This window comes from Amycolatopsis rhizosphaerae (assembly GCF_007713715.1).
GTDB classification, from domain to species: Bacteria; Actinomycetota; Actinomycetes; order Mycobacteriales; family Pseudonocardiaceae; genus Amycolatopsis_E; species Amycolatopsis_E rhizosphaerae.
This window is the reverse complement of sequence record NZ_VJWX01000048.1, coordinates 1-25031: the sequence shown is the minus strand read 5'-3', so window position 1 is coordinate 25031 and position 25031 is coordinate 1. Positions and strand designations below refer to the sequence as shown.

The following is a 25031-nucleotide window of genomic DNA, read 5'->3' as shown; positions in this document are numbered from 1 at the left end:
GCAGAAGGTGATTCAGCGGCTGCGCGACACTCCGCCGCAGCTGCCCCAGCCGAAGGGCACGCTGCTCACCGTGGACTTCTGCACCCTGCTCGACAACGCGACCGTGACCGGCGCGCTCGGCCGCGGTTCGACCGGCTCGTTCTACGGCCTGCACGGCTGCAGCTTCTCCGGTGGATCCGCGGGCGGCTACCTCTCCTACGAGCTGACCATGCCGCCCTCCGACGGTACGAAGGTGGATCTGGGCGGCGGTGTCACCGGCTACCAGAAGCTGGAGAACGGTGCCGGTAAGCAGTGCACGATCTCGTGGCTGCACCGGTCCGCCGAGGGCGGGAAGGGCGAGGTCGTCGAGGTCCAGTACGACAACTACCACGACGACGCGGCCAAGGACGACGCCTGCGGCAAGGCGCTGACGATGGCGAAGGCGGTAGTGCCCAAACTGCCCCGTCCGTAGGTGGCGTCCGGCCTGATTCGCCGGTAGGAAGGGGGCCAGAACCAGCCAACGGAGGCGTTATGAAGAAGATCATCAACGATCCGGAGCACGTGGTCACCGAATCGCTGCGGGGGCTCGCCGCCGCGCACGCCGACCTGCTGCGGGTCCAGTACGACCCCGACGTCGTGATCAGGGCGGACGCGCCGGTGGCGGGCAAGGTCGCGGTGATCTCGGGTGGCGGCTCCGGGCACGAACCGCTGCACGCGGGGTTCGTCGGCCCCGGCATGCTGGACGCGGCGGTGCCGGGCGCGGTGTTCACCTCGCCCACGCCGGACGCGGTGCAGGCGGCGGTCGCCGCCACCACCGGTGAGGCGGGCGCCCTGCTGATCGTGAAGAACTACACCGGGGACGTGCTGAACTTCGAGACCGCGGCCGAACTGGCCGCCGCCGAGGGGCTGGAAGTGCGCAGCGTGGTGATCGACGACGACGTCGCCGTCGCCGACTCCACGTTCACCGCGGGCCGTCGCGGGGTGGGTGGCACGGTGCTGCTGGAGAAGATCGCCGGTGCGGCCGCGGCGAGGGGCGACTCGCTGGACGCGGTGGAAGCCTTGGCGCACAAGGTGATCGGGCAGGTGCGCTCGATCGGGGTCGCGCTCACAGCGCCGACCGTGCCGCACGTGGGTTCGCCCAGTTTCGACCTCGCCGAGGACGAGATCGAGTTCGGCATCGGCATCCACGGCGAACCGGGGCGGGAGCGGACCAAGGCCGAGCCCGCCGACGTCCTGGTCGAGCGGATGGTGCGTGCCGTGGCCGAGGACCTGCCGTTCACGCGGGGCGACCGGGTGCTGCTGTTCACCAACTCGATGGGCGGCACCCCGATGATCGAGCTCTACCTGGCGCACGGGATCGCCGAGCGACTGCTGGCCGAACAGGGCATCACCGTCGAACGCCGCCTGGTCGGCCCGTACATCACCAGCCTCGAGATGCAGGGCATCAGCCTGACGTTGCTGAAGCTGGATGACGAACTGACCGAACTGTGGGACGCTCCGGTCCACACCACCGCACTGCGCTGGAGGGCATGAGAATGGGTTGTACGGCCAACGGGGTCGCCGCCGCGCTGCGGGCCGCGGCCGAGGTGGTCGCCGAGCACCGGGTCGAGCTGATCGAGCTGGACCGGGCCATCGGCGACGCCGACCACGGGGAGAACATGAACCGGGGGTTTGTCGCGATAGTGTCCTCTTTGGACCAGTCGGTGCCCGGAACACCCGGTGCGGTACTCAAACTGGCCGCGACCACGCTGATCTCGAAGGTGGGCGGCGCGGCCGGGCCGTTGTACGGCACGGGTTTCCTGCGGGCCGCCACCTCGGTCGGTACAGAGTCCGAAGTGGACGTCAAGACGGTGGCCGCCGCGTTGCGGGCCGCGCTGGAGGGCGTGCAGGCCCGCGGCAAGGCGGTCGAGGGCGACAAGACGATGGTCGACGCGCTGCTGCCCGCCGTCGCCGCGGCCGAGCAGGCCGCGGCCACGGAGGGAGCCGATGTCGCCGCGGTGCTGACCGCGGCGGCCGACGCCGCCGCGAAGGGCGCGGAGTCGACCGTCCCGCTGGTGGCCCGCAAGGGCAGGGCCTCCTATCTCGGTGAGCGCAGCGCCGGTCATCTCGACCCCGGTGCGCGCTCCACGGCGCTGATCCTCGGCGCGCTGGCGAGGGCGGCGCGATGAGTGTCGGCCTGGTCCTGGTGTCCCACAGTGCGAAGCTGGCCGAAGGGCTGGCCGAGGTCGCGGCGCAGATGGCGCCGGATGTCACGATCGTGCCCGCGGGCGGGCTGCCCGACGGCGGGATCGGCACCGACTACGACGAGGTGGTCGCGGCGGTCCAGCGGGCCGATTCCGGTTCCGGGGTGGTGCTGCTCTACGACCTGGGCAGCGCGCAGATGACCGCGGAACTGGCGGTCGAGTCGCTGCCGGAGGCCAACACCGCGGTAGTGGCCGACGCGCCGTTCGTGGAGGGGACCGTGGCGGCCGCGGTCGCCGCGCAGGGCGGTGCCGACCGTGCCGCCGTGCTGGCCGCCGCCGCGGCCGCGGGCGGGCAGCCGGAGCTGGAGGCCCACCCCGCCACCAGCGCCCCCGAAGCCGACCGGCTCGACGTCGTGCTGGCCAACGAGGTGGGCCTGCACGCCCGTCCGGCGGCGGTGCTGGCCAGGAGCCTGAGCGGGTTCGAGGCCGACGTCAGCGTCCTGCTCGGCGACAAGGAAGCCGACGCGCACAGCGTGCTGGCCCTGATGTCGCTGGGCGCCCGCAAGGGCGACCGGATCGAGGTCCGGGCCCGGGGCCCGGAGGCGGCGCAGGCGCTGGCGAAGGTGAAGGAACTGGTCGCGCAGAACTTCGGCGACCCGGCCTGAGTCGCGCCGTGAAGGGACCCTTCACGGTCGGATCGACTGTGAAGGGTCCCTTCACGGCACTCGCCCGGCCTGAGCGAGTTCCCGGCGACTGACTCGATCCCGTGGTGCCATCGGGCGCGCGGCATGGCACTATCGGTCCTTATTACCGCCGGGTAACCATCGGAGGGCCGGTTATGACGCGTGAAATCGCGACCGTGGGCGTGGTCGGGCTGGGCACCATGGGGTCCGGCATCGCGGAGGTCCTCGCCCGCAGCGGGCTGGACGTGATCGGGGTCGAGGTCGACGGCGCGGGCGTCGCCAGGGCCCGCGGACATCTCGAACGGTCCACCGAGCGGGCGCTGGCCGGCGGGAAGCTGGACTCGACCGGCCGCGAGGCGCTGCTCGGCCGCATCCGCTACACCACCGAACTGACCGACCTGGCCGCCGTGGACTTCGTCATCGAGGCCGTGCCGGAAAGCCTCGAGCTCAAGGCACAGATCTTCAACGACCTGGACAAGATCGTCGACCCCGAAGTCGTGTTCGCCTCCAACACCTCGTCCCTGTCCGTCACCGAGATCGGGGTGCACACCACCCGGCCGGGCAAGGTCGTCGGGATGCACTTCTTCAACCCGGCTCCCGTGCTGAAGCTGACCGAGATCGTGCGCACGGTGGTGACCGAGCCCGAGGTGATCACCCAGGTGGTCGCCTTCGCCGAGCGGCTGGGCAAGACCCCGGTGGTGATGGGGGACCGTGCCGGGTTCATCGCCAACGCGCTGCTGTTCGGCTACCTCAACCACGCGGTGCGGATGTTCGAGCAGCGCTACGCCACGCGGGAAGACCTCGACGCCGCCATGCGCTTCGGCTGCGGCTACCCGATGGGCCCGCTCGCCCTGCTGGACCTCATCGGCCTGGACACCGCCTACGAGATCCTCGAGTCGATGTACCGGCAGTCGCGTAACCGGCTGCACGCCCCGGCCCCGCTGCTCAAGCAGATGATCACCGCGGGCCTGCTGGGCCGCAAGACCGGCCGCGGCTTCTACACCTACGACGTGCCCGACTCGCCGATCGTCGTCGACGCCGTGGACGAGGCGTCCGCAGTGGACGCCGGCGCCGTGCGCCCGGTCGGCAAGGTGGGCGTGGTCGGCACGGGCACCATGGCCACCGGCATCGCCGAGGTCTTCGCCAAGCGCGGGTACCAGGTGATCCTGCGGGCACGGACCACCGAGAAGGCCACCGCCGCGGTGGCGAAGGTCGGCGGCTCGCTCGGCCGCGCGGTGAAGAAGGGCCGGATGTCCGAAGAGGACGCCGCCGAGGTGCTCGCCAGGATCACCCCGGTCACCGACTTCGCCGATCTCGCCGAGGTGGACCTGGTGATCGAGGCCGTGGCCGAGGATCTCGCCGTGAAGCGCTCGGTGTTCGCCGCACTGGACGAGGCGGTGCGGCCGGGCGCCATCCTGGCCACCACCACCTCCTCGCTGCCGGTCATCGAATGCGCCGCCGCCACCACCCGGCCCGGCGAGGTGGTGGGCCTGCACTTCTTCAACCCGGCTCCGGTGATGAAGCTGGTCGAGGTGGTGCACACGATCGCCACCGCACCCGACGTGGTGGCCACCGCCTACGCGCTGTGCGCCGCCGTCGGCAAGCACCCGGTGCACTGCGGCGACCGCGCCGGGTTCATCGTCAACGCGTTGCTGTTCCCGTACCTCAACGACGCGGTCAAGATGCTCGAGGCGCACTACGCGGAGGCCGACGACATCGACACCGCCATGAAGGTCGGCTGCGGGCTGCCGATGGGCCCGTTCGAACTGCTCGACGTGGTCGGCCTCGACGTCTCGCTGGCGATCGAGCGCACCCTGTTCTACGAGTTCCGCGAGGAGGGCTTCGCCCCGGCCCCGCTGCTCGAACACCTGGTGACCGCGGGACGGCTGGGACGCAAGACGGGCAAGGGTTTCCGGGACTACACGGTCTAGGGTGCCGGGCTGGAGCGGGGGATCTTTACTGCGCACCATTCGCCGCAAAGGCCCCCCGCTGCCGGTCCCAAGGCGTTCAAGGCGTTCGAAAGGCATGAAGGAGGCGGTTTGCGGGCGAAGTACGCGCTGGTCGCGGTGGCCGATACCACGCTGGCACTGCTGGGGGCGTCCCGTTGGCGCAAGATCACCAAACCGGTGCTGATGCCCGTGCTGGCGGCCGAGAACCGGCCCGCCGGTCCGGCGGCCACGCTGGGCCTGCTCGGTTCCTGGGCGGGGGACGTCGCCCTGCTGCGCGGCGGCGACCGGGCGTTCCTGACCGGGCTCGGTTCGTTCCTGGCCGCGCACGTCGCCTATACGGGGGCCTTCGCGGCCCGGGGCGGGCGCCCGCGGGCGCGTCTCGTCGTGCCGGTGGCGGTGACCACGGCGGCGACGGCGGCGGTGATCGGGCGCAAGGCGGGCCCGCTGCGCCGCCCGGTCCAGGTCTACGCGCTCGCGATCGGCACCATGGGCGCCACCGCGACCACCGTCCGGGGTCCGGGTGCCGGGCGGATCGTGGCGGGGGCGGCCGCGTTCATGGCCTCGGACAGCCTGCTGGCGCTCGGCCGGTTCGTGCTGCCGAAGCGGTGGGCCAGGGTGACCGACGCCGGGGTGATGGCCAGCTACACGCTCGCGCAGTGGCTGATCCACGACGGTCTCCGGCGGTACGACGCGAACGCTCCACAGTAGACGGTCCGGCGGCGCCGCGCGGTGGTCAGCCGCAGCCGCAGGCGCCCCCGCAGCAGCCGCCGCCCGCCGGGGCCGGGGTGGCGGCGGAGCCGGTCAGCGCCACCGTGGTGAGCAGCTTGACCGTGTCGGTGTGGCCCTCGGGGCAGGCCGCGGGCGCGCTGGACTCGCTCATCGGCCGGTTCACCTCGAAGGTTCCGGGGCATTCGCGGCAGCGGTAGGCGTAGGTCGGCATGGGCCGATTATCGCGCAGGAAATGCGGACCCGCGGCCGTGCCTGCCAAGCTGGCAGGCGTGGACCTCCCAACGCTGCCCGACCGCCCGCACCTGGCCGAGGTCGTACCCTCGGTGCTCGCCGTTCTCGGTGTGCCGCGCTTCGAGAACACCCTGGACCTTCCCCCCGCCACCGGTGCCTGTGTGCTGCTCGTCGACGGGCTGGGCTGGGAGTTGCTGGAGGACCACGCGGCCGACGCACCCGTGCTCAGCTCGCTGAAGAGGAGCTCACTGCGGGTCGGCTATCCCGCCACCACCGTCGCCGGGCTCGCCGCGATCGGCACCGGCCTGGCCTCCGGCGAGCACGGGATGACCGGCTACACCTTCGAGATGCCCGGCGTCGGCGTGCTCAACGCGCTGCGCTGGCGCCGTCATCCTGGCGGCCCCGACCTGACCGGACAGCTGGCGCCCGAGGACGTGCAACCGCTGCCGACCACCTTTTCCACCGCCGCCGACGCCGGCGTGCACGCCTGCGTGGTGTCGGAGGCCCAGTTCGCGCAGTCACCCCTGACCAGGGCGGTGCAGCGGGGGAGCCGCTACGTGGGCGTGCACGCGCTGGGGGACCTGGCCGCGTCGGTGCTGTCCGTGCTGCGGGAATCGCCGGGGTTCTGCTACGCCTACCACAGCCAGCTCGACCTGATGGGACATCTCTACGGCCCCGGTTCACCCGCCTGGCGACAGCAGTTGCGGCAGGTGGACCGGCTGGTGGAAGCGCTGGTCGAGGGCCTGCCCGCGGGGCGGATGCTGCTGGTGGTGGCCGATCACGGCATGGTGACCGTGGACGGCACGGCGGTCGACCTCGACGCGATGCCCGGGCTGACCGGGGGAGTGCGCGAGATCGGCGGGGAGGTCCGCGCCCGGCACGTGTACACGGTCCCGGGCGCGGAGGGCGACGTGCTGGCCGCGTGGCGTGCGGCGCTCGGCGAGCACGCGTGGGTGGCCGGGCGTGAGGAGGCGATCGCGGCCGGATGGTTCGGCCCCCGGGTGAGCGACCGGGTGCGGCCGCGGATCGGGGACGTGGTCGCCGCCGCCCGCGACGGGTTCGGCATGCTGCGCAGGCAGGCGGAGCCGATGGAATCGGCGCTCGTCGGGCAGCACGGCTCGGTCACCACGGCCGAACAGCTGGTGCCGCTGGCGATCAGCTGCCGGTAGCGGGGCCCTGCGGGGGACGCAGGCCGTCGAGGACGACGGTGATGAGCCGCTCAGTGGCCTCCGGCGTGGCCTCGGTCGCCAGCCCGATGGCGTGCCCCATCCGCAGCAGGTCGCCCGGTTCGATGTCGGTGCGGACCGCCCCGGCCTCGGTGGCGGCCTTCAGCAACGCCGCGGCGGCTTCGCTGATCATCGTCTTGCAGGAGGCGAAGGTCTCGCCGTTGCGGTCGAGCGCCGCCTTCAGCGACGTGGCCAGTCCGCGTTTCTGCAGGACGAAGGCGATCTGTGCCCGCATCCATTCGCCGAGTGCCTGGCCGGGGGGCCGGGTCTCCAGCAGTTCGTAGGCGAGGTTGGACACCCGCTCGATGTCGTCGCGGTAGACCGCCTCCATCAACGCCTCCCGTGAGGGGAAGTGGCGGTAGAGCGTGCCCGCGCCGACGTGGGCGCGGCGCGCGATGTCGTCCAGCGGGGCCGTTTCGGGGCCGAGTTCGGTGAACGCCTCGCGCGCTGCCGCGACGATCCGCTCGTAGTTGCGGCGGGCGTCGGCGCGCATCGGCCGAGGTGTCGACGGTGATCCCACGGGCCCTCCCCGGCAAGCGGACGGATTCTCCGGTTAGTCTTGCAAAACCGGAGACGTTCTCCATATGATAGCTCCAGCAGAAGCGGAGAAAGTGTCCGCTTATTTCGCGCATCCCTGGAGTCTTCTTGTCTGGAACAACCCTGTCCGCAACCGTCCCGGCAGCGGGCCAGGACCTCCGGCCGCACCGGCCCGGCCTCGTGCTGGCCATCCTGCTGACCTGCCAGCTGATGATCGTCCTCGACGCCACCGTGATGAACGTGGCGCTGCCCCGGATCCAGGCCGACCTGCACTTCAGCCCCACCGGCCTGTCCTGGGTGATCAACTCCTACACCCTCGTCTTCGGCGGCCTGCTCCTGCTCGGCGGACGGGCGGGAGACCTGTTCGGGCGCCGCAGGCTGTTCATCGCCGGTGTCGCTCTGTTCACCGTCGCTTCGCTCGCCGGCGGCCTCGCCGGCTCAGCCACCCTCCTGCTCGCCGCCCGCATCGTCCAGGGCCTCGGCGCCGCCGCGGCGGGCCCGAGCACCCTCGCGCTGCTCACCACCACCTTCAGCGAACCCAAGGCCCGCATGCGGGCACTCGCGCTCTTCTCCGGCATGTCCAGCGCGGGCTTCGCCGTCGGCCTCATCCTCGGCGGGCTGCTCACCGAGTGGCTGTCCTGGCGTTCGGTGCTGTTCATCAACGTGCCCTTCGGCATCGCCGTGGTCACCCTGGCGCTACGCCACCTGCGCGAACCCGAACGCCACCCGGCCCGCCTCGACCTGCCCGGCGCCGTCACCGGCACCGCCGCCATCGCCGCCCTCGTCTACGGCTTCATCAACGCCGCCACCGCGGGCTGGAGCGACGGCACCACCGTCACGTCCCTGGTGATCGGCGCGGTCCTGCTCGCCGCGTTCCTCGCCGTCGAAATCCGCACCGAACAGCCGCTGCTCCCGCTGCGCCTGTTCGCCGACCGCAACCGGGCCGCCGCCTACGTCAACTTCTGCCTCGGACCGATGGCGGGCATGTCGATGTTCTTCTTCCTCAGCCAGTACCTCCAGCAAGTGCGCGGCATGAACGCGCTGGCCACCGGATTCGCGTTCCTGCCCATGGCACTGCTGGTGTTCACCATGAGCAGGCTGATCCCGCGGCTGCTGCCCCGCTTCGGCCCCAAACCGACCGCCCTGGCGGGCACGGTGCTCATGATCAGTGGTCTGGTCCTGCTCACCCGGTTGACCGCGGAGAGCGGTTACTTCCCGCTGCTGTTCGTCGCCATGGTGCTGATGGGACTCGGGATGGGCCTCGCGTTCGCCCCGCTCAACGTGATCATCATGGCGACCGTGCCGTCGCGCGACGCCGGAGCGGCCGGCGGAGTGCTCCAGACCATGCAGCAGACCGGGGCGACCCTCGGCCTGGCGATCCTGGTCACCGTGTTCGGATCCGCCACCCGGACCGCCACCGGTGCGCCGCACCAGATCCTGGTCACCGGCATGACCGCCGCCTTCGTCGCCTCCGCGATCATCGCCGGCATCACGTTCGCCGTGGCGCTCACCTTCCGGCGCGCGCGATAGCGTTGAAGGCATGCCGCGCCGCAACCGAGGACACCGTGGCCGCCCCGAACCGCGGGCGGCCACCGGCTGGGCACGCGCGGAATCCGCGCCGGACGGGGAGTGGCTCGTCCGCACCGTGCCCGGAGCCCAGGCGGCGAAGGTGTACCGCTGTCCCGGATGCGACCACGAGATCGGCGCCGGCGTCCCGCACGTGGTGGCCTGGCCCGCCGACGAGGCCGGATCCGTGGCCGACCGCCGCCACTGGCATGGCGCGTGCTGGCAGGCCCGCGCCCGGCGCCGGCCCACCCGGCGGCGCTGACCCGCTTCAGGCCTGGAAGCCCCGGCCGCGGCGGAAATGCCTGCTGGGCACCCCGTCGTGGACGCTGTCCCGGTAGGGCCGGAAACCCAGGCGCCCGGCGACCCGGAGCGACGGGGTGTTGGAAAGAGCCACGCTGATCTGGACCGGGTACCGCGGGACGGTGCGGTCGGCCCAGGCGATCATCGCCGAGGCCATCTCCGTGGCGTACCCCTTGCCCCAGAACTCCGGCCGGAAGCGGTAGTAGAGGTTGAGGATCTCCTCACCGTCGAACTGCCGCAGCTGGAGTCCGCCGATCCCGGCGAAGGATCCGGTCGCCGTCTCGAGCACCGCGACGTAGCAGAACCCCAGCTCGGCCCAGTCCGCCAGCCACGAGTCGAACTTCGCCAGGCTCTCCGCCCGGTCCGGCGGCGTGGGATTGTGCCGGTTGGTCCGCGGATCGGTCTGGATCTCCACGACCGTCTCCCGGTCGTCTTCGGTCAACCGGCGCAGCGTCAGCCTGCCGGTGCGGATCTCGGGGAACTCGACGGTCACGGCGCGAAACTAGCGCGAGGGTCCGACAGAATGCGGGACATGGCCGAGCTCCCGCTGATCCTGTTGCACGCCTTCCCCGTCGACGCCCGCATGTGGGACCCGGTACGGGCGCCGCTGGCCGCCCGGCTCCGGCTCATCACCCCCGACCAGCGCGGCCTCGGCCGCACCCCGCTGCCCGAGACCGAACGCGCGCCCAGCCTGGACGACGCGGCCCGCGACGTGGTCGCGCTGCTCGACAAGCTCGGACTCGAACGCGCGGTACTGGGCGGCTGCTCGATGGGCGGCTACCTCGCCATGGCGGTGCTGCGGCTGGCGCCGGAACGCGTCGGCGGTCTCGTACTGATCGACACCAAGGCGAGCGCGGACGCTCCCGAAGCGGCCGAGAACCGTGCCCGCGTCGCAGAACGCGCCGAGGCGGAGGGCGTCGCGGGCTGGCTCGCGGAGTCGATGCTGCCGAACGTGCTGGCGGAACGGACTCGCACCGAACGTCCGGAAACCGTGCAGGCCCTGCGCGAGCTCATGGACGCGCAGCCGCCCTCCGGGGTCGCCTGGGCGGCCCGCGCCATGGCCGCGCGGCCCGATTCCCTCGACGTGCTGGCCGCCGCGCGGGTGCCTGCCCTCGTCGTGGTCGGCGAGGACGACACCCTCACCCCGCCCGAAGCCGCCCGCGCCATGGCGGACGCCGTGCCCGGCGCGGAACTGGTGACCCTGCCCGGCGCCGGGCACCTCACCCCGCTCGAAGCCCCCGAGGGTCTCGCCCGCGCGATCCTGACGTGGTGGGACCGCCACCTCGCCCAGGAATGAACGGCGCCCCCACTCGGTAAGTGCACACTCGCTCACTGTGACATTGGGGAAAAGCGATGGGTTCCGAATATGACGTGGGAAACGCCACAGCGTGGCCGTGAGCCCGCCGCGAAAAGGTGCGGACCTGCGCTTTTCCCGGGGCCGCTATGCCCGGTGTGTCCCAATCCGAGACCAGGGCCGGCAGGGCCCGTTCGCGAAGCCGGACGGGGCCGCGCGGACCGGGGCACTCGGACACGCCTGTTCCCACCGGAACCCGCCCCACCAGCGGCTTCGATCGGAAAGCGGGCGTCGGCGAAGGAGCGGCGGACAGGCGGCGAGCGTGCCCCGCCACGCCCGTCTCACGCCGTGCCGGGGTGGGAAAACTCCGGAAAGGCCGTGATCTTCCCGGCCGGTGCGTACCCTTGTCGGCCCTGGGGGATACGATCCGAGCGGCTGCCCAGGCGGCCGTTGACCCGACACCGAGGTTTGAAGTCTTGGAGGCAGGAGTGACAACCGTAGCCCCGCAGCCGATCGTCACGCGTCCCTATCCGGCGCGAGAGGCGGCCAAGGGTTCGTTCCTGCTGCGGTTGTTCCGCACGACGGACCACAAGCAGATCGGCATCATGTACCTGGTCACGTCGTTCGCGTTCTTCATGATCGGCGGCGCGATGGCGATGCTGATCCGTACCGAACTGGCTCGTCCGGGACAGCAGTTCCTTTCGCAGGAGCAGTACAACCAGCTGTTCACCATGCACGGCACGATCATGCTGCTGATGTACGCGACGCCGATCGTCTTCGGTTTCGCGAACTTCATCATGCCGCTGCAGATCGGTTCGCCGGACGTGGCGTTCCCGCGGCTCAACGCCTTCTCCTACTGGCTGTACCTCTTCGGCAGCACCGTCGCCGTGTCCGGCTTCCTCACGCCGGGTGGCGCCGCCGACTTCGGCTGGTTCGCCTACACGCCGCTGTCGGACGCGATCCACTCGCCCGGTGTCGGCGCCGACCTGTGGATCGCCGGCCTGGCCATCTCCGGTCTCGGCACGATCCTCGGCTCGGTCAACATGATCACCACGATCGTCTGCCTGCGCGCCCCCGGTCTGACCATGTACCGGATGCCGATCTTCACCTGGAACATCCTGATCACCAGCCTGCTGGTGCTGATCGCGTTCCCGATCCTGACCGCCGCGCTGCTGGGCCTGCTGGCCGACCGCCGCATCGGTGCCCACGTGTTCGACGCCGCCAACGGCGGGGTGATCCTCTGGCAGCACCTGTTCTGGTTCTTCGGCCACCCCGAGGTCTACATCGTCGCGCTACCGTTCTTCGGCATCGTCTCCGAGATCATCCCGGTGTTCTCGCGCAAGCCGGTGTTCGGTTACAAGGGCCTGGTCTGGGCGACCCTGAGCATCGCGGCGCTGTCGGTCGCGGTGTGGGCGCACCACATGTACGCCACGGGCGCGGTGCTGCTGCCGTTCTTCTCCTTCATGACCTTCCTGATCGCGGTGCCGACCGGCGTCAAGTTCTTCAACTGGATCGGCACCATGTGGAAGGGGCACCTGACCTTCGAAACGCCGATGATCTTCTCGATCGGCTTCCTGGTCACCTTCCTCTTCGGCGGTCTGACCGGCATCCTGCTGGCCGCGCCCGCGCTGGACTTCCACGTGTCGGACAGCTACTTCGTGGTGGCGCACTTCCACTACGTGCTCTACGGCACGATCGTGTTCGCGACCTTCGCCGGGATCTACTTCTGGTTCCCGAAGATCACCGGCCGCATGCTCGACGAGAAGCTCGGCAAGCTGCACTTCTGGACCACCTTCATCGGGTTCCACACCACCTTCCTGGTGCAGCACTGGCTGGGTGCGGAGGGCATGCCGCGCCGCTACGCGGACTACCTGCCCACCGACGGGTTCACCTCGCTGAACATGGTTTCGACGATCGGTGCCTACATCCTGGGCGCGTCGACCCTGCCGTTCATCTACAACGTGTTCAAGAGCTACCGCTACGGCGAAGTCGTGACGGTGGACGACCCGTGGGGCTACGGCAACTCGCTGGAGTGGGCCACCTCGTGCCCGCCGCCGCGGCACAACTTCACCGAGCTGCCCCGGATCCGGTCCGAGCGGCCCGCCTTCGAACTGCACTACCCGCACATGGTCGAACGGATGCGGTCCGAAGCCGACATCACCTTCACCGGTAAGCCGAAGGCGCACAAGGTCGCCGCCGATGCCGGGAAACCGGCGGTGGAAGCCGGTAAGGACAACTGAAAAGCCACCTGGCGAAGGGGTCCCTCGTGTCCGAAAAGGACTGCGGGGGGCTCCGTCGCATGGGGGCGGCGCAGATCATCGAACGGGGAGAAAACGATGGAGATGCGGGAACTGCGGTCGAAGCTGATCGCCTGGGCGGGGCGGCGCTACCTCGAGGTGAAGCAGCGGCGCGGCGGTGACACGCCGACCCTGTCCCTGCTGCCGGAAGAAAGCCTGATGCCGTTGCGGCGTAACGGCCTCGACCCGGTGACCGAACTCGCGGGCGTGCGCGAGAGCGAACCCGTCAGCCGGGTGAAGCTGCCCCTGGGGCTGCGCGCCTGGCTGGTCACCGGCTACGAGGAGGCCAGGACCGTACTGTCCTCGTCGGACAGGTTCAGCAACGACTACACGAACCTCGTCGGCAAGGCGGGGCTGGGGGCGAACCAGAACCCGGGCGGTCTCGGTTTCGCCGACCCGCCGGACCACACCCGCCTGCGGAAACTGCTGACCCCGGAATTCACCATGCGCCGGTTGCGCAGGCTCGGCCCGCGCATCGACGAGATCATCGCCGACCAGCTGGACGCCATGGCGGCCGCGGACGGCCCGGTGGATCTGGTGAAGGACTTCGCGCTGCCCATCCCGTCCCTCGTGGTGGCCGAACTGCTCGGCGTGACCTATGAGGACCGGGACCTGTTCCAGCGGCTGAGCACCGTCCGCTTCGACCTGTTCGCCGGGGCGGGTGCCTCCTTCGGCGCGGTGTCGGAATCACTGTCCTATGTGCTCGAGCTCGTGCGGAGGCAGCGCGAGGCGCCGGGTGAAGGACTGCTCGGCTCGATCATCACCGAGCACGGCGACGAAGTCACCGACACCGAACTCGCCGGCCTGGTGGACGGTGTGCTGGTCGGTGGGCTGGAAACCACGGTGAGCATGCTGGCGCTGGGCGCCATCGTGCTGCTGGAGAACCGGGAACACTTCGAGCTGGTGCGCGAGCGCGACGACGCGATCGAGGACTTCGTCGAAGAACTGCTGCGCTATCTCACCGTGGTGCAGGTCGCCTTCCCGCGCTTCGCCCGCGAAGACGTGACCGTGGGGGAGGTGCGGATTCGCAAGGGTGACATCGTTTTCGTGTCGTTGAGCGGGGCGAATCGCGACGGGGTGTTCGGCGCGGACGCCGAGCGGTTCGACCCGGCCAGGGGCGCGACCCAGCACCTCGCCTTCGGCTGGGGCGTGCACCGGTGCGTCGGCGCGGAGCTGGGGAGAATGGAACTGCGGGCCGCCTATCCGGCGCTGGTGCGCCGGTTCCCGAAGCTGCGGCTCGCGGTCCCGGCCGGAGAACTGCCCTACCGCCAGACCTCGGTGGTGTTCGGGATCGACTTCCTGCCCGTCCTCACGAACTGAGCCGTGAGGCCCCTGGCCGAATACGGCCAGGGGCCCCGGCAAAGTCGGCCCAGGAACGGTGAGTCCCACCCTCAGACACTTGTGTCCCACGCTCAGGCGGGAATGGGCGCCGTGAAGGGTCCCTTCACAGTCGAATCGACTGTGAAGGGACCCTTCACGGCAAACAGTCACGCGACTTTGCAGGTCCCCTCACGGCCGTTGTGGTCCGGGCTTCAGCGGTACCAGCGGAAGCGCCAGGTGGCGAGCACCGCCGGTACCACGGCGACGAGGATGACGCCGCTCACCAGCATCACCGCCGACGAGACCAGCGCGCCGAGCAGCAGGGACAGCAGGCCGCCCGCGAACGAGGCGAGCATGGCGCCGAGGACGATGACGAAGTCCGCCGAGGCGGCGGGCCTGCCGGTGGCCAGCAGGCGCGCGAGCGCGGGGTCCTCTTTGGTCAGTTGTCGTTGGATTTCGGCCAGCTGGCGGGTTTCTTCGCGGAAGTCCATGTCTCTCTATCCGGCGGTGAGGAGGCCGTAGTGGCCGTCATAGCGGAGATACAGGACACTGCCGCGTCCGGTGGCGGTGTCCTGGAAGAAACGGTGGGGCATTTCGGTGTCGTCCAGCCGCTCGGCGGCCTGCTCCGGGGTGAGTTCCGGCACGCCGTGCACGTTGATGGTCCACGGTAGGGCCGCACCCTGCGGGGGCTGGAGACCGGAAAGCCGGGCCAGCCGGTAGCCGGTGGGACCGATCCGGTAGACGAGGCTGTCCTGACCGGTTTCGGCGTCGACGAACAGGTGGAAGTCGTAGTCCCGCACGTCCATGGTGAGCGCGGCCTCGTCGGGAGTCGCGTTCTGGAGGGGAAACTCCTTGCGCCGCACGATTTTCCGGCGCGCCGGTGACACGGTGCACAACGACGCGGGATGGCACTGGCGGTAGGCGTCGGGCCACGGCCGCGGTGTCGAGGGATCGTCCAAACGGGCCTGGTGCTGGCACAGGCGGGCGCGAAGAAGTGTTGCCGCCTCGGGGAAGAACGGCGCGGCCACCTGAGCGCGCAGCGCGCGCCCGTTCAGCGTCAGGTTGATCTGGGCGAGCGCGGGCCGCGGTGTGCTGTTCTGGCGGAAGGTGGTGAGCCGCACCCGGAGTCCTTCGACCGTTCCGGGCAGGCGCCGGACGAAGGCTTCGATCTGGCGCTCGACCTGTTCACGTGCCCTGGTGAGGATTTCGCCCGAAGTCTCCACCGCGATGTCCGTACCCGACATCCACCGTCCCTTTCACCACTACCCGCGCGGAAATTCTCGCGATCCGCCGCGAAGGGCGGAAGGGCACAAAGTCCCTTCGGGAACGTGGCCTGGACCTCAGGTCACGCAGTGTCTCCGGGCACTGACGGTGTGGGGCTGTCCCGGCCGGCCATGGCCGTGAGGGCCCCTCACAGCCATTTCGACTGTGAGGGGCCCCCTCACGGCTCGCCCCAACAATTTTGTCGTGGCTCCGTTTTCACGGAGTGGCGAGCGCCTCGGTCGGCGCCAGCCGCGCGGCCCGGACAGCCGGGTAGAGCCCGGCGAGCGCGCCGATGACCAGGGTGGCGCCGAGCCCACCCGCCGGCACCCACGGCGGCAGGTCGATCAGCCAGGACCGGCTCATCGCGTATCCGATGGTGACGAGGGCACCGAGCGTCACCCCGCCGAGCCCGCCGAGGGCGGACAGCAGGAGGGATTCGGCCAGGAACTGCACCAGGATCTGGCCCCGGGTCGCCCCGAGCGAGCGGCGCAGCCCGATCTCGGTCCGGCGTTCGAGCACGGAGATCACCATCGTGTTGGCGACGCCCACCCCGCCGACGAGCAGGGCGACCGCGCCCAGGCCGACGAGCAGCCCGGTGAACGCCTTGCCGGTGGCCTCGCGCGCGGCGAGCGCGTCGGACGGGCGGGACACCTCCACCTCGGTCGGCGACTTGGGGTTCGCCGTCGCGCCCAGCACGGCGCGGACCGCTTCGACGGCCGAATCCAGCGTTCGCGTATAGATGGCGGTGGGATGACCGTCGAAGGCGAGGTAGTCCTTCGCGGCGGTCCAGCCGACCAGCGCGGAGGAATCCAGTTCCGGCACCAGCGCGACCGGTGCGAGGATGCCGCCGACGGTGAACCACCGCCCGCCGAGGTAGACCTGGGTGCCGGAGGCGCCGATGCCCAGCCGCCGGGCCGTGGCGGAACCGAGCACCACGACGGGGTAGCGCTCGGTGGCGGCGTTGAGCCAGGCACCGTCGGCGAGGGTCGCGCCCACCGTGTTCAGCAGGCCGAGTTGAGCGGCCCGCACGGTGATCCCGTTACTTTGCACCGCGGGGATCCTGTCCGTGCGGTACACCTTGGGGTCGGCGAGCCTGCCCTCCGCGGCGACCTTCTCGATCGGTTTGATCCGGGAGATCATCCCCACCGATTCATCCGGCAGCGTGGCGTCGGTACCGCCCAGGGTCTGGCCGGGCCGGACGGTGAGCAGGTTGGTGCCGAGCGCGGCGAGCGTACGGTCCAGATCCGCCCGGCTCGACGCGGAAATCCCCACCACGGCGGTCATCGCGGCGATTCCGATCGCGATTCCCAGCGCGGACAGGAAGGCCCGCAGTGGGCGGGTGCGCAGCCCGCTGCCGCCCACGCGCAGCAGATCGCCGGGCCGCAGGCGGGCCGGGGACAGGGAAACTCCGTTTGGGTTCGTCACGACCGCACCTCTCCGTCCCGCACGGCGACCTGTCGCGGCAGGGCCGCCGCCATCTCCCGGTCATGCGTGATGACCACGACGGTGGTGCCCGCGTGGTGCAACTCCCACAACAGTTCCAGCACACCGGCCCCGGACGCCGAGTCCAGGTTTCCCGTGGGCTCGTCGGCCAGCAGAAGCGCCGGATCACCGGCCACCGCGCGGGCGATCGCGACGCGCTGGCGTTCCCCACCGGACAGTTCGTGCGGCCGGTGGTCCAGCCGGTGCCCGAGACCGACGCGGGTCAGCGTGTCCTTCGCGCGCTTCCGCCGTTGAGGTCTCGGTGTGCCCCCGTAGAGCAGCCCCTCGGCCACGTTGTCCACAGCGGACAATCCGGGCGAAAGGTGGAACTGCTGGAAGACGAACCCGATGCGGCGCGCCCGCAATGCCGAGAGCTGCCGGTCCGACAGCCGGGCAACGTCGTGCCCGTCGATCCGGACGCTGCCGGTCGAGGGCCGGTCCAGGGTGCCGATCACGTGCAGCAGGGTGGACTTTCCGGAGCCCGAAGGTCCCACGACGGCCACGAGTTCGCCGTAGGAGACCGACAGGCCGACCCCGCGCAGGGCGGCCACGCCCCCCGGATACTCCTTGGTGACCCGGTCCAGCTCGATCACCGCGGTCATGACGGGGTCCCCACGGTCATGCCCTCGGCCAGGTCCGCCCCCGACACCTCGACCCGTCCACCGCCGAACAGTCCGGTCCGCACCGCGATCATCCGGGTGGTTCCCCCTTCGACGACCTGTACGCCGTACCCGCCTTCGGCGAGCGCGAGCAGCGCGGTGACCGGCACGGTCAGCACGTTCTCCCGCTGGGAGGCGGTGAAGTCGACGTCGATCGAGGCCGCGTCGAGCCCGTCCAGTGCCTTCGGGTCGTCGGGTGTCACCGTGATGCGGATCTTCGTACTGGTCGAGGAGGAATCCCCGCCCTGTCCGCCGCCACCGGAACCGCCGCTGCCACTGCCGCTGCCGCTCGTGCCGACCACGGTCTCGGTCCCGGTGATCCGGGCCGGGCAGGTCCTGCCGTCCGGTCGTTTCACCGTCACCGCCGCGTCCTTCACCGCGAGCCGCTGCTGGGCCGTGGAAACCTCCACCGTGACCACGGGAGTGGTGCCGGTGTAGGTGAAGAGCGCGCCGCTGGGCTGGGCCGCGTCACCGACTTCGGTCTTCAGCGTGTCCACCCGCACCGGCCCGGCCGCGTAGACCACGCGCCCAAGGTCCACCGTGCCGGTCTGCGGCAGTCCCAGCGACTTCTGCCAGCTCTTCACCGCGGCCGCGGTCGAATCGGAGTACTCGTCGTCCACGGTGAACCCGGTGTAGCCGAGCGCACGGAGGTTCTCTTCGAACTCCTTCACGTCCGACCCCTCGGTGCCGACCGAAAGTGCGCGGTACGAGGGCAGGGTGCCGTACAGCAGCACCACCGGAAGATCGTCCACTTTGTACGCCGTTTTTCCGCGAGTGACGGTGGAACCGGCCAGGGGGAGCGCGGTGATCGTCCCGTTGAGACGGTTGTTCAGCGTAACCGTGTCGCCGTGGCTCAGCTCTCCGCTTTCCGTCTGCGTGTCCACCAGCGTCTGCCGGGTCACCTTCGCGGTGCCCGGGGGAAGGGCGGTGCGGGCTCCTCCGGCGTCCTTGCCGCCACCCGCTCCGAGTGCGGTGACGGTGACCGCGGCCCCGGCGAGGAGGACCGCCGCCGTCGCGGCCACGAGCAGGGCCCGTTTCCGGCGCCGGGTCATCCGTTGCCGCCCGGCTGCGCGTCCACCGTGCCCGTGCCGTGTTGTGGTCCGTACTGGTCGCATTGCTGCTGGGCCGCGACGAACTTGGGATCCCGCGGATCGATCCCGGACTTCTCGTCGAAGCCCAGGCCCTTGTCCGTCGGGTCGGGGAAGTTCGGGAACCCGTTCTCCCGCATGCACTGCGCGACCTTGCGGAACTTTTCCTGGGTTTCGGGGTCGACGGTCCTGCCGTTCCCGGTGATGGCCGGCGCGTACTGCTTGCACTTCTCCTGCGCCGTCCGCATCTGTTCCTTGGTGGCCATGCCCTCCGTGATCACCGGTGGCTGCCCGTCCACCGGATCCGCCACGTTCACGCCGTTCTCCCGCATGCAGCGGACGAACTTCAGCATCTTGTCCTGGTCGTTGCCCGCGCGGGTGCCGCTGGGCGTGGCGGTGGCGGTTCCGCCTGCCGTGGCGATGCCGGAACCCCCGCACGCGGTGACGGTCAGTGTCAACAGCAGGGCCGGGAGCAATGCCGTCCCGAGGCGCGTCCTGGGGCGCATGTCGTTCTCCTCCTCCGGTGCCGGAACGGTTCCGGTACCGGAGGCGAGTACAGCCGGGACGACCTATCCCGGCCGTCACCGGAAATGGTGACGCTGGTTTGACGTCACCGTGGGTGATCATGGCGGTATGCGGATTCTGGTGGTCGAGGACGAGGTGCTGCTGGCGGCGGCCGTGGCGGAGGGGCTGCGGCAGGCCGCGCACGCCGTGGACGTCGTGCACGACGGGGGCGCGGCGCTGGAGCGCGTCGCCGTCAACGACTACGACGTGGTGGTCCTCGATCGCGATCTGCCGGTCGTGCACGGCGACGAGGTGTGTCGCCGGATGGCCGGACAGGACGGTTCGACGCGGGTGCTGATGCTCACCGCGGCCGCCGGGATCGACGACCGCGTCGCCGGGCTCGCCCTCGGCGCGGACGACTACCTGTCGAAGCCGTTCGCGCTACGCGAGCTGGTCGCACGGGTGGCCGCACTGGGGCGGCGGACGCGGCCGGCGGTGCCGCCAGTGCTGGAGCGCTCCGGCATCCGCCTCGACCCGCACCGCCGCGAGGTGTACCGACACGGCCGTTACGTTCCACTGTCCCGCAAGGAGTTCGCCGTTCTCGCGGAGTTGCTGCGGGCCGACGGCACCGCGGTCTCGGCCGAGCAACTACTGGAGAAGGCCTGGGACGAGCACATCGACCCGTTCACCCACGTGGTCCGGATGACCATCCTCAAACTGCGCCGCAAGCTCGGCGACCCGCCCATCGTGCTGACCGACGCCGGAGTGGGGTACCGGATCCCGTGACGCGCCGATGGCCGAGACCGACCCTGCGCACCCGCCTGACACTGATCTACGGCGGGCTCTTCCTGCTCGCCGGAGTGGTGCTGCTGGCGGTCACGTACCTCCTGGTCTCTCGCCAGCTCCCGGGCGCGGCCATCACCGGTGCCCAACACGTCCAGCTCGAACAGCAGGATCCGGGAAGTCCCCCCGCGGTTCCACCGCCACCGCCGAACCAGACCTTCGTGCAGGACCTGATCCAGCAAACCCGGGACAGCGCGCTGCGCACTTTGCTGACCCAGGGCGGGATCGCGCTGGCCGTGGTGGGCGCCGCGGCGGTACTGGCGGGCTGGGTGGTCGCGGGCCGGGCGCTGCGACCGCTGCACCGGGTCACCGAGACGGCGCGGCGGATCGCCGAGGCCCCGGCGGCCGATCGCGGTCTGCACGAGCGCATCGGTCTGGACGGTCCGCGGGACGAGATCAAGGAACTGGCCGACACCTTCGACGTGATGCTGACCCGCCTCGACCAGTCCTTCGACGGCCAGCAGCGGTTCATCGCCAACGCCTCCCACGAGCTGCGTACTCCGCTGACGCTCAACCGGACCCTCTTGGAGGTGGCGCTCGCCGCGGAGTCGGTGACGCCGGAAGTCGACCAGCTCGGGACCACCCTGCTCGCGATCAACGCACGCCACGAACAACTGATCGAGGGCCTGCTGCTGCTCGCGAGGTCCGAACGCGAAGTGCTCGACCGGTCCTATGTGGACCTCGCGGACGTCGTCGAGCACGTCGCGGACCAGACTCCCACCGGCGAGGTCTCCCTCCGGGTGGAGGCCGCCGAGGCACCCACCACCGGTGATCCCGTACTGCTGGAACGGCTGGCGCAGAACCTGGTGGAAAACGGGGTCCGGCACAACCTCGCCGAACGCGGCTGGGTGCGGGTGACGAGCGGCGTCCGGGACGGGCTGGCGGTGGTGAGCGTGAGCAACAGCGGGCCCGTCGTCCCCCGCTACGAGATCCCGGGCCTGTTCGAGCCGTTTCGCCGGTTCGGCGCCGACCGGGTCGCCCCCCGGCCCGGGGTGGGCCTTGGCCTGTCGATCGTCCGGGCGGTCGCCCGCGCCCACGGGGGCGACGTGCGGGCGGAGCCGCGGGACGAGGGCGGTCTCGTCGTCACGGTCACGCTCGCGTTGGCCGTCACCGACGGAGCCGAGCCCTGATCTTTACGTCAGAGGACCGATCAGGCCGTTGCGGTGGAGGAGCCAGATCGCCCGCACGGTCTGGTAGCCGCGCCATTCCAGAAGGGACGCCGGGGAGTAGCAGTCGAAGTCGACGGGCCAGCCGCCGTCGTCCTGTTGCAGCCCGGCGATCCGCCGCAGATCGGCCTCGACGACTTCGGGCGCGAACAACCGCCGTGCCGGGCCCGGGAGCGGGGAAAAGTCCAGCGGATGCATCAGCTCGTCTTCGCGGCCTCCTTCGACGTGCAGGTGCCCGTCCGCCGGAACGTGCTCCCGCAGCCGGTCCAGTGCCTCGGCCGCCCCCGGGTACCGGTCGTGAGCGAGGTCGAGGAACCGCACGGCGAAGGCCAGCACGAGCGCGTGCGGCCGGGAGTCGAGGGTGCGGATCGCGGACAGGCAGTATTCGCCGATCCGGTCCAGCCACGGGTGCGCCGCCACGGCGGGGTCGTGCGCCGCGACCCGCAGCGCGTTCTCCGCGACGATCGCGGAGATCTGCAGGGAGGACACCCGCGGATCGGCGCCGGTCCAGAACGGCGCACAGCCCACCGGACTGGTCACCGGCAGCGCGAACGGCAATCCGCCGTCGGGCAGCGTCACCGAGGCGAGCCAGTCGCACAACTGCACCGCGAGCGGGCTGGTCACCGGCGCGACGTCCGCGAGCGCCTCGAACGCGTGGAGTGCGGGGCCGGGCTGGCTCTCCGGCGAGCGCAGATCGGGCTCCAGCCCCCAGCCGAACCCCCCGTCCGGGTTGCGGTAGGCCTCCAGCGCGGCGAGCGTGGCCTCCGGGTTGCCCCGGCCCACCATGTGCCGGAACCGGTGGCGGTCGAGGAGGCGGGCGTGCCGGGTGAGGAAGGCCTCGGCGGCGGCGAGATCGATGGCGGTTTCGACGGACATGCCCTCAGCATGCCGCCCGCCCGCACCCCCGTCTTGTACGAATCGGACCCGCGCCGCGCCACGGGCCGCGGGTTGCCGTGAGGGGACCCGGACGCAGTCCTAGCGGGGGATGGCGTAGCGCTGTAGCCACTGGTCGTCGGAACGGGGGGAGGGGCCGAACTCGGTGAGCGCGTCGTCGGCCATCGTGCTGATCACTTCGCGGAGTTCGAGCCGGTCGAGCCAGGGGCGGTGCAGCGCTTGCTCGCCGTAGATCGCGCCCGCGATGTTGCCCGCGATCGAACCCGTGGAGTCGCTGTCGCCGTTGTGGTTGATCGCCACCAGTTGCGCACTGCTGAGGTCCTGGGTGCTCAGCACGGAGTAGACGCCGATGGCGAGCGCGGTCTCGCCGACGTTGCCGCCGCCGAGTGAGGCCACCTTTTCCGGGGTGGGCGGCCCCTGCTCGGCGAGCCGGAGCGCCTGTTCCAGACACGCCACGGTCTCCTCGTGCCCGTCCCAGCCCCGCAGCAGGTGCCGGGCCAGATCGATCGCCGCGCCCAGTTCGCCCCCGCGGACGAGCTGGCCGACGATCACCGCGAACGCCCCGGCGGGCAGGTAGCCGCTGGGGTGGCTGTGGGTCAGTGCGGCGCTCGCCGCGCCCACCGCGAACACCTCCGCCGGGTCCTCCGACCACAGCGCGACCGGCGCGGCGCGCATGACGCCGCCGCAGCCCTTGGAGTTGTTGACGGTGTGGGTGAACGTGGCGCGTTCGCCCGTGCGCGCGTACTCCTTGAGCGCGAAGAAACAGGTCGCGCCCGGCGCCCGGCGGTGGAACAGCTCGCGGTGGTCCAGCAGCCAGCCGCCGGGCCGTTCACTGGTCTCGCGCGGTCCGCGGGCCCGCTCCCACGAGGTGCCCTGGGTGTGCAGCCAGCGCTGGTAGGCGAGCTGGAGTTCGTGGTGCACATCGGACGGTCTGCCGGTGCGGCGGGCGATGTTCGCCCGGATCATCGCGTCGCAGGTGAACAGCGTCATCTGCGTGTCGTCGGTGATCGTGCCGATGCCGTCGTAGGCGGGGATGAAGTCGACCAGACCGGCCGGGGTGGTCCGCTCGCGGATGCGTTCGATGGTGTCGTTCTCGATCGGCGCGCCGAGCGCGTCCGCGACCGCGCCCGCGAGCACGCTGCCGCGCCAGCGGTGTGGCTGGATCGGCCCGGTCACCACCGGCCCGGCAGGCACAGCAGGTACTTCCGAGGGCGGCGGTGCGGCGGGCGGCTGCGCGGGCCCAGGGGCGTCGAGGAAGTTCCCCGACGAGCGCACGGTGGTCGAGGCGGCGCCCACCGAGGGCGCGAACAACGAGTCCTCGGGCGGCTCCACTGGATTCCGGGTGAGGAACCGCTTGCCGTCCGAGTCCAGCCCGATGAACAGCTCCACCCGGTGCACCGAAACCGGTGGCGTCAGCGGCCACGGGCCGCTGTCGACCTTCTTCTGCCCCTCCAGTAGCCGTTTCAGCGTGGCGAGATCGTTGTCGCTGATCCAATGGTCACCGGCCATGCGTGCGCGGCGCTCCTCCCCGTCGTTCGGTCACTCGTCCCCGTGCTCAGCTCGCCGGCGGATAGCGCTTGCGCCATTCCTCGCGTTCGGACGCGCCTTCCCGCCAGATGCCTTGCCGGGCGAAGCCGAGATAGATGTCCTCGGCCATGTTCTCCACCACACCGAGTCTGCCGAGCTGCCGGACCCACGGCTCCGGCAGGCCCGCCACCCCGTGCCGCGCGCCGGCCAGTGCGCCGGTCAGTGCCCCGGTGAGCGGCCGGTTTCCCGAGTGGTTCACGGCCACGGCCAGTGCCGTGTACGGGTCGTAGTCCCGCTTCACGGCCGCCAGTAACGCCCGCGACAGTACCGACAGGGGCGAACGGCCGTCGCCCAGCGTTTCGAGTTGCTCTTCGTCGTCGGCGGTCCGGTCGTTCCGCAGTTCGAGCAGTCTGGTGGCGAGCGTGCTGATGGCGGGCTGCTCGTGCCGCGTCAGCTCCCCGACCCGGACGCGCGACGGCCAGTCGTAGCCTTCGTGCCTGCTCAGCTGCTGGAACAGCACCTTGACCAGTACCGTCACGCTGTCGTTGACCTCGCTGCCCGCGCCGGACCCGGTCAGCTCCCTGGCCACCGCCAGCGGGAAGGCGTCACCCGAGGACAGGCGGCCGTTGCCCGCCGCGGCCGCGGGCAGGGCGGCGGTGAGCAGGGTGGCGAACTCGGCCGGTGGCGGAGGTGTCTCGCCCGCGGCGATGCTCCACCAGCTCGATTCCCCGTCGGACACCGGCAGCGAGTTGGGCACCACCTCCGGCTCGGCCTCCTCCGGGAAGGCGCGGATGACCGACTCGCTGAGCGCGAGCAACTGCCGGGTCAGCCCTCCCCAGTGCAGCGGCGACTCGTCGGGGCAACGGCCGGTTTCCGCCACCAGCCCCAGCGCCTCGCCCAGCGCGAACCCGACGTAGGCGCCCACCACCCGGCGGGCGGGCAGGGCGCTGTCCCGTTCTTCGGCGGCCTTGCCGAACCGCCACGGCACGGGACGCACCCGGCCCTCGGCGTCGTACCGCTCGATCAGGCCGTTCGCCCGCAGATCCTCCGGCCACACCACCGGCTTGCCCTCGCGCTGACCGCGCAGCGTGTGGAAACGCAGGGCGAACGCGCGGCTGTACTGCCGCAGTTCGCCGGGGGTGAAGGCACGGCCGTTCCCCCGCGCCCTGCCGGCGACGTTGATCAGGTGTTTGTGCAGGAAGTCGGGGCGGTCCGGCAGGATCTCGTACTCGGCGGCCAACTGCCGCAGGTACTCGAGCAGGCCGGGCTCGTACTCGGGGAGCAGGACCTCCGTCGGGGCGATCTCGGGGG

General features: G+C 70.9%; 25 protein-coding genes and 1 pseudogene. 14 read left to right on the top strand and 12 right to left on the bottom strand.

The genetic code is table 11. The features are described from left to right. From FNH05_RS37880 to FNH05_RS07890, 6 genes and pseudogenes are all read left to right on the top strand, one after another. Nucleotides 1–451: pseudogene (locus tag FNH05_RS37880) on the top strand (DUF3558 domain-containing protein); the annotation flags it as partial. Nucleotides 452–510: 59 nt separating this feature from the next. Further along, complete coding sequence (gene dhaK, locus FNH05_RS07910; RefSeq protein WP_144586669.1) at nt 511–1512, top strand: dihydroxyacetone kinase subunit DhaK; 1002 nt, start codon at nt 511–513, stop codon at nt 1510–1512. Between the two features lie 2 nt (nt 1513–1514). Beyond that, the gene (gene dhaL, locus FNH05_RS07905; protein ID WP_144586674.1) at nt 1515–2147 is read left to right on the top strand and encodes a dihydroxyacetone kinase subunit DhaL; all 633 of its coding nucleotides are present in this window, start codon (nt 1515–1517) and stop codon (nt 2145–2147) included. Then, nucleotides 2144–2827 (top strand): dihydroxyacetone kinase phosphoryl donor subunit DhaM, encoded by a 684-nt coding sequence (dhaM, locus tag FNH05_RS07900; RefSeq protein ID WP_144586668.1) that lies wholly within the window; start codon nt 2144–2146, stop codon nt 2825–2827. Before dhaL ends, dhaM begins: the two co-directional genes overlap by 4 nt. Nucleotides 2828–3000: 173 nt before the next feature. Continuing rightward, nucleotides 3001–4776, top strand: coding sequence for a 3-hydroxyacyl-CoA dehydrogenase family protein (locus FNH05_RS07895; protein ID WP_144586667.1), 1776 nt, complete (start codon nt 3001–3003; stop codon nt 4774–4776). A gap of 108 nt (nt 4777–4884) precedes the next feature. Beyond that, nucleotides 4885–5502 carry a lysoplasmalogenase gene (locus FNH05_RS07890; RefSeq protein ID WP_246127595.1) on the top strand — a complete coding sequence of 206 codons (618 nt, stop codon included), beginning with the start codon at nt 4885–4887 and terminating at the stop codon, nt 5500–5502. A gap of 25 nt (nt 5503–5527) precedes the next feature. Here the strand turns inward: FNH05_RS07890 and FNH05_RS07885 are convergent, their stop codons facing one another. After that, entirely contained in the window at nt 5528–5734 is a 207-nt protein-coding gene (locus tag FNH05_RS07885; RefSeq protein WP_144586666.1) for an FmdB family zinc ribbon protein, read from the bottom strand. 58 nt (nt 5735–5792) lie between these two features. On the opposite strand from FNH05_RS07885, the gene FNH05_RS07880 reads away from it, so the two are divergent. Further along, nucleotides 5793–6923 carry an alkaline phosphatase family protein gene (locus FNH05_RS07880; RefSeq protein ID WP_144586665.1) on the top strand — a complete coding sequence of 377 codons (1131 nt, stop codon included), beginning with the start codon at nt 5793–5795 and terminating at the stop codon, nt 6921–6923. Here FNH05_RS07880 and FNH05_RS07875 read toward each other — a convergent pair. Further along, entirely contained in the window at nt 6910–7473 is a 564-nt protein-coding gene (locus FNH05_RS07875; protein ID WP_144586664.1) for a TetR/AcrR family transcriptional regulator, read from the bottom strand. The genes FNH05_RS07880 and FNH05_RS07875 overlap by 14 nt on opposite strands. A 152-nt stretch (nt 7474–7625) precedes the next feature. Between FNH05_RS07875 and FNH05_RS07870 the strand changes: the two genes are divergently transcribed. Both FNH05_RS07870 and FNH05_RS07865 read left to right on the top strand, forming a co-directional pair. Beyond that, the gene (locus FNH05_RS07870; RefSeq protein WP_281287594.1) at nt 7626–9047 is read left to right on the top strand and encodes an MFS transporter; all 1422 of its coding nucleotides are present in this window, start codon (nt 7626–7628) and stop codon (nt 9045–9047) included. A gap of 10 nt (nt 9048–9057) precedes the next feature. Then, the gene (locus FNH05_RS07865; RefSeq protein ID WP_144586663.1) at nt 9058–9345 is read left to right on the top strand and encodes a hypothetical protein; all 288 of its coding nucleotides are present in this window, start codon (nt 9058–9060) and stop codon (nt 9343–9345) included. 6 nt (nt 9346–9351) lie between these two features. On the opposite strand, the gene FNH05_RS07860 is transcribed toward FNH05_RS07865, so the two are convergent. Then, a complete protein-coding gene (locus FNH05_RS07860; RefSeq protein ID WP_144586662.1) occupies nt 9352–9876 on the bottom strand; it encodes a GNAT family N-acetyltransferase in 525 nt (174 codons plus the stop codon). 39 nt (nt 9877–9915) lie between these two features. Between FNH05_RS07860 and FNH05_RS07855 the strand changes: the two genes are divergently transcribed. The 3 genes from FNH05_RS07855 (at nt 9916) to FNH05_RS07845 (ending at nt 14294) form a co-directional block, all read left to right on the top strand. Continuing rightward, a complete protein-coding gene (locus FNH05_RS07855; RefSeq protein ID WP_144586661.1) occupies nt 9916–10680 on the top strand; it encodes an alpha/beta fold hydrolase in 765 nt (254 codons plus the stop codon). Between the two features lie 485 nt (nt 10681–11165). Then, nucleotides 11166–12917, top strand: coding sequence for an aa3-type cytochrome oxidase subunit I (gene ctaD / locus FNH05_RS07850; protein ID WP_144586660.1), 1752 nt, complete (start codon nt 11166–11168; stop codon nt 12915–12917). A 102-nt stretch (nt 12918–13019) separates the two neighbouring features. Beyond that, entirely contained in the window at nt 13020–14294 is a 1275-nt protein-coding gene (locus tag FNH05_RS07845) for a cytochrome P450 (protein ID WP_144586671.1), read from the top strand. 212 nt (nt 14295–14506) lie between these two features. Here FNH05_RS07845 and FNH05_RS07840 read toward each other — a convergent pair whose 3' ends face one another. The 6 genes from FNH05_RS07840 to FNH05_RS07815 all read right to left on the bottom strand — a co-directional run bounded on the left by FNH05_RS07840 (nt 14507) and on the right by FNH05_RS07815 (nt 19292). Continuing rightward, nucleotides 14507–14785 (bottom strand): DUF3040 domain-containing protein, encoded by a 279-nt coding sequence (locus FNH05_RS07840; RefSeq protein ID WP_144586659.1) that lies wholly within the window; start codon nt 14783–14785, stop codon nt 14507–14509. A gap of 6 nt (nt 14786–14791) precedes the next feature. Beyond that, nucleotides 14792–15538 carry a sigma 54 modulation/S30EA ribosomal C-terminal domain-containing protein gene (locus FNH05_RS07835; protein ID WP_144586658.1) on the bottom strand — a complete coding sequence of 249 codons (747 nt, stop codon included), beginning with the start codon at nt 15536–15538 and terminating at the stop codon, nt 14792–14794. 235 nt (nt 15539–15773) lie between these two features. Then, the gene (locus tag FNH05_RS07830) at nt 15774–16982 is read right to left on the bottom strand and encodes an ABC transporter permease (protein ID WP_222426546.1); all 1209 of its coding nucleotides are present in this window, start codon (nt 16980–16982) and stop codon (nt 15774–15776) included. Beyond that, nucleotides 16979–17641, bottom strand: coding sequence for an ABC transporter ATP-binding protein (locus tag FNH05_RS07825; RefSeq protein ID WP_144586657.1), 663 nt, complete (start codon nt 17639–17641; stop codon nt 16979–16981). Before FNH05_RS07825 ends, FNH05_RS07830 begins: the two co-directional genes overlap by 4 nt. Next, on the bottom strand, nt 17638–18750 hold the full coding sequence (locus tag FNH05_RS07820; RefSeq protein ID WP_144586656.1) for a peptidoglycan-binding protein: 1113 nt from the start codon (nt 18748–18750) through the stop codon (nt 17638–17640). The genes FNH05_RS07825 and FNH05_RS07820 overlap by 4 nt, the downstream gene beginning before the upstream one ends. Further along, nucleotides 18747–19292, bottom strand: coding sequence for a hypothetical protein (locus tag FNH05_RS07815; protein ID WP_144586655.1), 546 nt, complete (start codon nt 19290–19292; stop codon nt 18747–18749). Before FNH05_RS07815 ends, FNH05_RS07820 begins: the two co-directional genes overlap by 4 nt. 127 nt (nt 19293–19419) lie before the next feature. On the opposite strand from FNH05_RS07815, the gene FNH05_RS07810 reads away from it, so the two are divergent. Beyond that, on the top strand, nt 19420–20076 hold the full coding sequence (locus FNH05_RS07810) for a response regulator transcription factor (RefSeq protein WP_144586654.1): 657 nt from the start codon (nt 19420–19422) through the stop codon (nt 20074–20076). Then, nucleotides 20073–21263: a sensor histidine kinase gene (locus tag FNH05_RS07805; protein ID WP_144586653.1), complete on the top strand. Its 1191-nt coding sequence runs from the start codon at nt 20073–20075 to the stop codon at nt 21261–21263. The genes FNH05_RS07810 and FNH05_RS07805 overlap by 4 nt, the downstream gene beginning before the upstream one ends. Nucleotides 21264–21266: 3 nt before the next feature. Here the strand turns inward: FNH05_RS07805 and FNH05_RS07800 are convergent, their stop codons facing one another. The 3 genes from FNH05_RS07800 to FNH05_RS07790 all read right to left on the bottom strand — a co-directional run. Then, nucleotides 21267–22175 (bottom strand): prenyltransferase/squalene oxidase repeat-containing protein, encoded by a 909-nt coding sequence (locus tag FNH05_RS07800; RefSeq protein ID WP_144586652.1) that lies wholly within the window; start codon nt 22173–22175, stop codon nt 21267–21269. Nucleotides 22176–22274: 99 nt separating this feature from the next. Next, entirely contained in the window at nt 22275–23702 is a 1428-nt protein-coding gene (locus tag FNH05_RS07795) for an ADP-ribosylglycohydrolase family protein (protein ID WP_144586651.1), read from the bottom strand. A gap of 46 nt (nt 23703–23748) precedes the next feature. Next, nucleotides 23749–25031, bottom strand: a 1283-nt coding sequence (locus FNH05_RS07790; RefSeq protein WP_186382433.1) for an ADP-ribosylglycohydrolase family protein, incomplete at its 5' end; no start/stop codon positions are given.

Excerpts from the sequence above, each read along its gene's own strand:
- dhaK (WP_144586669.1), top strand. The coding sequence starts at position 511 with ATGAAGAAGATCATCAACGATCCGGAGCACGTGGTCACCGAATCGCTG.
- dhaL (WP_144586674.1), top strand. The coding sequence starts at position 1,515 with ATGGGTTGTACGGCCAACGGGGTCGCCGCCGCGCTGCGGGCCGCGGCC.
- dhaM (WP_144586668.1), top strand. The coding sequence starts at position 2,144 with ATGAGTGTCGGCCTGGTCCTGGTGTCCCACAGTGCGAAGCTGGCCGAA.
- FNH05_RS07895 (WP_144586667.1), top strand. The coding sequence starts at position 3,001 with ATGACGCGTGAAATCGCGACCGTGGGCGTGGTCGGGCTGGGCACCATG.
- FNH05_RS07885 (WP_144586666.1), bottom strand. The coding sequence starts at position 5,734 with ATGCCGACCTACGCCTACCGCTGCCGCGAATGCCCCGGAACCTTCGAG.
- FNH05_RS07875 (WP_144586664.1), bottom strand. The coding sequence starts at position 7,473 with ATGCGCGCCGACGCCCGCCGCAACTACGAGCGGATCGTCGCGGCAGCG.
- FNH05_RS07865 (WP_144586663.1), top strand. The coding sequence starts at position 9,058 with ATGCCGCGCCGCAACCGAGGACACCGTGGCCGCCCCGAACCGCGGGCG.
- FNH05_RS07855 (WP_144586661.1), top strand. The coding sequence starts at position 9,916 with ATGGCCGAGCTCCCGCTGATCCTGTTGCACGCCTTCCCCGTCGACGCC.
- FNH05_RS07845 (WP_144586671.1), top strand. The coding sequence starts at position 13,020 with ATGCGGGAACTGCGGTCGAAGCTGATCGCCTGGGCGGGGCGGCGCTAC.
- FNH05_RS07840 (WP_144586659.1), bottom strand. The coding sequence starts at position 14,785 with ATGGACTTCCGCGAAGAAACCCGCCAGCTGGCCGAAATCCAACGACAA.
- FNH05_RS07835 (WP_144586658.1), bottom strand. The coding sequence starts at position 15,538 with ATGTCGGGTACGGACATCGCGGTGGAGACTTCGGGCGAAATCCTCACC.
- FNH05_RS07825 (WP_144586657.1), bottom strand. The coding sequence starts at position 17,641 with ATGACCGCGGTGATCGAGCTGGACCGGGTCACCAAGGAGTATCCGGGG.
- FNH05_RS07820 (WP_144586656.1), bottom strand. The coding sequence starts at position 18,750 with ATGACCCGGCGCCGGAAACGGGCCCTGCTCGTGGCCGCGACGGCGGCG.
- FNH05_RS07815 (WP_144586655.1), bottom strand. The coding sequence starts at position 19,292 with ATGCGCCCCAGGACGCGCCTCGGGACGGCATTGCTCCCGGCCCTGCTG.
- FNH05_RS07810 (WP_144586654.1), top strand. The coding sequence starts at position 19,420 with ATGCGGATTCTGGTGGTCGAGGACGAGGTGCTGCTGGCGGCGGCCGTG.
- FNH05_RS07800 (WP_144586652.1), bottom strand. The coding sequence starts at position 22,175 with ATGTCCGTCGAAACCGCCATCGATCTCGCCGCCGCCGAGGCCTTCCTC.
- FNH05_RS07795 (WP_144586651.1), bottom strand. The coding sequence starts at position 23,702 with ATGGCCGGTGACCATTGGATCAGCGACAACGATCTCGCCACGCTGAAA.